At 71.7% G+C, this 3,491-nt stretch carries 4 protein-coding genes; all 4 read right to left on the minus strand.

The features are described 5' to 3' along the window. Nucleotides 1-37: 37 nt before the first annotated feature. Genes cseC through ACFWFI_RS41805 form a run of 4 tightly spaced genes read right to left on the minus strand, consistent with a single transcriptional unit; the run spans nt 38 to nt 3,340 of the window. Nucleotides 38-1,354, minus strand: coding sequence for a two-component system sensor histidine kinase CseC (gene cseC / locus ACFWFI_RS41790; RefSeq protein WP_387401050.1), 1,317 nt, complete (start codon nt 1,352-1,354; stop codon nt 38-40). Continuing rightward, nucleotides 1,351-2,061, minus strand: coding sequence for a two-component system response regulator CseB (cseB, locus tag ACFWFI_RS41795; RefSeq protein WP_387401052.1), 711 nt, complete (start codon nt 2,059-2,061; stop codon nt 1,351-1,353). Before cseB ends, cseC begins: the two co-directional genes overlap by 4 nt. Before the next feature lie 11 nt (nt 2,062-2,072). Further along, the gene (locus tag ACFWFI_RS41800; RefSeq protein WP_387401053.1) at nt 2,073-2,768 is read right to left on the minus strand and encodes a hypothetical protein; all 696 of its coding nucleotides are present in this window, start codon (nt 2,766-2,768) and stop codon (nt 2,073-2,075) included. Beyond that, the gene (locus ACFWFI_RS41805; RefSeq protein WP_387401054.1) at nt 2,756-3,340 is read right to left on the minus strand and encodes a SigE family RNA polymerase sigma factor; all 585 of its coding nucleotides are present in this window, start codon (nt 3,338-3,340) and stop codon (nt 2,756-2,758) included. Before ACFWFI_RS41805 ends, ACFWFI_RS41800 begins: the two co-directional genes overlap by 13 nt. Between the last annotated feature and the right edge of the window lie 151 nt (nt 3,341-3,491).

Consider the following 3,491-nt stretch of genomic DNA (forward strand, 5'->3'; position numbering starts at 1 on the left):
GGAGACGAGATGTCTCCGGGGCCCACTCGCTTCCCTCTCAGCCCGTTCCCGCCGGACGCAGGACGGGGAAGCTCCCTGTGTTCGTCGGGGCGTGTTCAGGCAGCCACAGCACGGCGACCGCCCCGCCCGCGCCGTCGGCGCCCCCGGCGTTGCGGAACGTCAGCCTGGCCCCCAGGACCCGCGCCTGCCCCGCTGCGATGGTCAGCCCCAGGCCGTGGCCGCGCCCGGCCCTGTCGCTGCTTCCGGTACGGAACCGGCTCGGCCCCTCCCGCAGCAGCGCCTCCGGGAAACCCGGCCCGTGATCGCGGACCCGCACCACCCGGCCCTCGACCGTGACCTCGACCGGGCCCGCCCCGTGCTTGGCGGCGTTCCCGAGCAGATTGCCCAGGATGCGTTCCAGCCGCCGTGGGTCCGTGGACACCCAGGACTCGTGCACCACCCGCACCGTGATCTCCGGATCCAGCAGCCGGATCCGCCGGCTGACGAATTCGCCGAGCGGCAGCTCCTGCAGCTCGGCCCGCTCCGAGGCGCTGTCCAGCCTGGCCACCTCCAGGACGTCCTCGACCAGGGTCCGCATCGCCTGCGCCCGGTCCCGTACGAGCTCCGTGGGACGGCCCGGGGGCAGCAGCTCGGCCGCCGTGAGCAGCCCGGTCACCGGGGTGCGCAGCTCATGGGCGATGTCGGCGGTGACCCGGCGCTCCGCCTCGATCCGCTCGTTCAGCGCGTCCGTGAGCGCGTCCACGGCCCGGGCCAGCTCGTCGGTCTCGTCCCGTACGACCCCGCCCACGGCCTCCCGTACGCGTACCTCCGTATTGCCCTGGGCGACCTTGCCGGCCGCTGCCGCCGCCTTGCGCAGTCTCCGGGACAGCTGGCCGCCGATCAGGACGCCCAGCGCGCAGCCGCCGAAGACGACCGAGACCGAGCCGATGATCAGGGCCCGGTCGAGGTCGCCCATGATCGTGGCGCTCCGGTCGGCGAACCGGGTGTGCAGAGAAAGGACGTCGCCGTTGGCGAGCGGTACGGCCGCCCAGACGTCGGGCACCCCGTCCGCGTACTCGTCGACATGGGTGGCGCGCCGGTTCTCCCGGATCTGGCCGCGCAGGCTCGTCGGCAGCGACGGGTCGTTGATCTTGGCGCCGAATTTCGGCGACGGCTTCTGCGTGTTCGTCGCCTCGTACAGCCGCTGGGCGAAGAGCAGCCGCTCCAGCTGCACCTCGCGCGCGTTCTCCAGCATCGAGACGCGGGCGGCGTTGTGGACTACGAGGCTCAGCGCCAGCGCGATGAGCGCGCCGACGGCGGCGATCGCGATGCTGATCTTCCAGCGGACTCCGGTCCGCAGCGCCAGCCGCCTCATGCGCGCAGCTTGTAGCCGAAGCCGCGGACGGTCTCGATCCGGTCCTGCCCGATCTTGGTGCGCAACCGCTGTACGTGGACGTCGACGACGCGGGTGTCCCCGCCCCAGCCGTAGTCCCAGACCCGCTCCAGGAGCTTGTCCCGGGAGAGCACCGTGCCGGGCGCCGAGGAGAATTCCAGCAGCAGCCGCATCTCCGTGGGTGTCAGACCCACGTGTGCGCCCCCTCGGAGTACCTCCATGCCCTCGGTGTCGATCTCCACGTCGCCGAATACCAGCACACCGCTCGCCTCGTCCTGTGTCCCACCGGCCCCGGCGGGTGCCCCGCCCGCACCGGCGGCGTGGCCGAAGCGCCGCAGCACGGCGCGGATGCGGGCGACCAGCACAGCGCCGTCGAAGGGCTTGGTGACGTAGTCGTCGGCCCCGGCCTCCAGGCCGAGCACCACATCGATCGAGTCGGCCCTGGCCGACAGCATGATCACGGGCACGGTCGACTCGTCGCGGATGCGCCGGCACAGGCTTACGCCGTCCAGGCCGGGCACCATCACGTCCAGCAGCGCGATGTCAGGACGGTCCGCGCGGAATGCCTCCAGGCCCAGCAGGCCGTCGGGCACCGCGGTGACCGTGAAGCCGACCCGCTCCAGTGCGAGCTGGGTGGCCTCGCGGATGACGTCGTCGTCCTCGACGAAGAGGACATGGGTCTCGGCCATGCGAGCGGCTCTCAGTTCTGCGTCGTCTGCGGTGCGGGAAGGGCGCCCTCCCCGCTGCCGACGGCCCGGTTGAAATCGTTGTGCACCCGGTCGGTCTCGGCGAAGCGGCCGGCGGTCCAGCGGTAGGTGACGACGTCCTCGCCGGAGGGGTAGGTGACCGAGTCCTTCGACCCGTACACCTGTGTCGTCACCACCAGGTCGCCCCGGTCGATGGTGCCGTAGACCGCGGGCACCTCGGCGGCGAAGACGTTCCCGTACGAACCGTCGTCGTGCCGCTGGTAGACATAGGTACCGACCCCCACCGAATCGCCGCAGGTCATCACGTTGACCACGACATCGGCAGCCGAGCCGCCGGTGAGCGTGCCGTACGAGGTGTCGACCGGGTACTCGTCACCGGCACAGGGCTTCAGGTCGGCCTTGAGCTGCCGGCTCACCTTCGGGTCGCTCTTGACGAGTGTCACGGCGTTCACCCGCGGGGCGGGCTTCGCCGTACCGGTGGGAACCGTGCTCGACGGCGTGGCCCGGGCGACCTGCTGGGCGCTTGCCGGGCCCTCGTCGCGTGTACCCGTGCCCCCGGTGGAACAGCCGGCGCAGAACAGCCCGAAGGCGGCGAGCCCGGCCACCGCCGAACTCCCCGCCACCAGACCGGCCCCGAGTCTCCTGCGGCCGGCCGTCGTGCCCCCTCTGCTGCCTGTCAGGCCGCGCACCGCTCCCGCCCCCGCTCGTCATGACGCCTGTTCCGCTGCGTGGGAATCCGCGCCGGTGTCTCCTCGGCCTCACGGCTCCTGGCCGCACGGTCCTCCAGCTCCTGGCGCAGACGTGCCAGGGCGCGGTGCAGCGTGCTCTTCACCGTACCGGCGGACATGCCGAGCGCCGCTGCCGTCTCCTCCGTGCTCATCTGCTCCCAGTGTCGCAGCACGACGACGCTGCGCTGCTTCGGAGCCAGTACCCCGAGGACGTCCATGAGCAGGGCGCGGTCGGCGCGCTGCTCGGCGCCGTCGTCGACGCTCGCGTCCGGGAGCTGCTCGGTGGGGACCTCGTCGAGCTTGCGGGCCCGCCACCACTCCGTACGCGTGTTGATCATGACGCGGCGCAGATAGGCGTCGGCGAGGGACTTGTCGGCGATGCCGTCCCAACGGCCGAGGGTGCGGACCAGAGCGGTCTGCAGCAGGTCCTGCGCGTCCACCGGATCAGGGACGAGCCGGCGGGCGCTGCGCAGCAGCGCGTCCTGCCTGGTCCGTACGTACTCCTCGAATCCGAGCACCTCTCCCTGCGCCATTCCAACCGCCTCCGTCCCCGTGAAACCCCGTGTACCGCCGTCGGCCGGGTGGTCCCGTTGCCGACGTCCGGTGACGTTACGGAGGCCTTGTCACGAGGGTGTGCGGAGCAGCCGTACACGGACGCACGGCTGTCCATCGGTTGTGTAACAG

The organism is Streptomyces sp. NPDC060209, assembly GCF_042728155.1.
GTDB lineage: Bacteria > Actinomycetota > Actinomycetes > Streptomycetales > Streptomycetaceae > Streptomyces.

Coding starts and splice junctions, on each gene's coding strand:
- cseC (WP_387401050.1), bottom strand. CDS start 1,354: ATGAGGCGGCTGGCGCTGCGGACCGGAGTCCGCTGGAAGATCAGCATC.
- cseB (WP_387401052.1), bottom strand. CDS start 2,061: ATGGCCGAGACCCATGTCCTCTTCGTCGAGGACGACGACGTCATCCGC.
- ACFWFI_RS41805 (WP_387401054.1), bottom strand. CDS start 3,340: ATGGCGCAGGGAGAGGTGCTCGGATTCGAGGAGTACGTACGGACCAGG.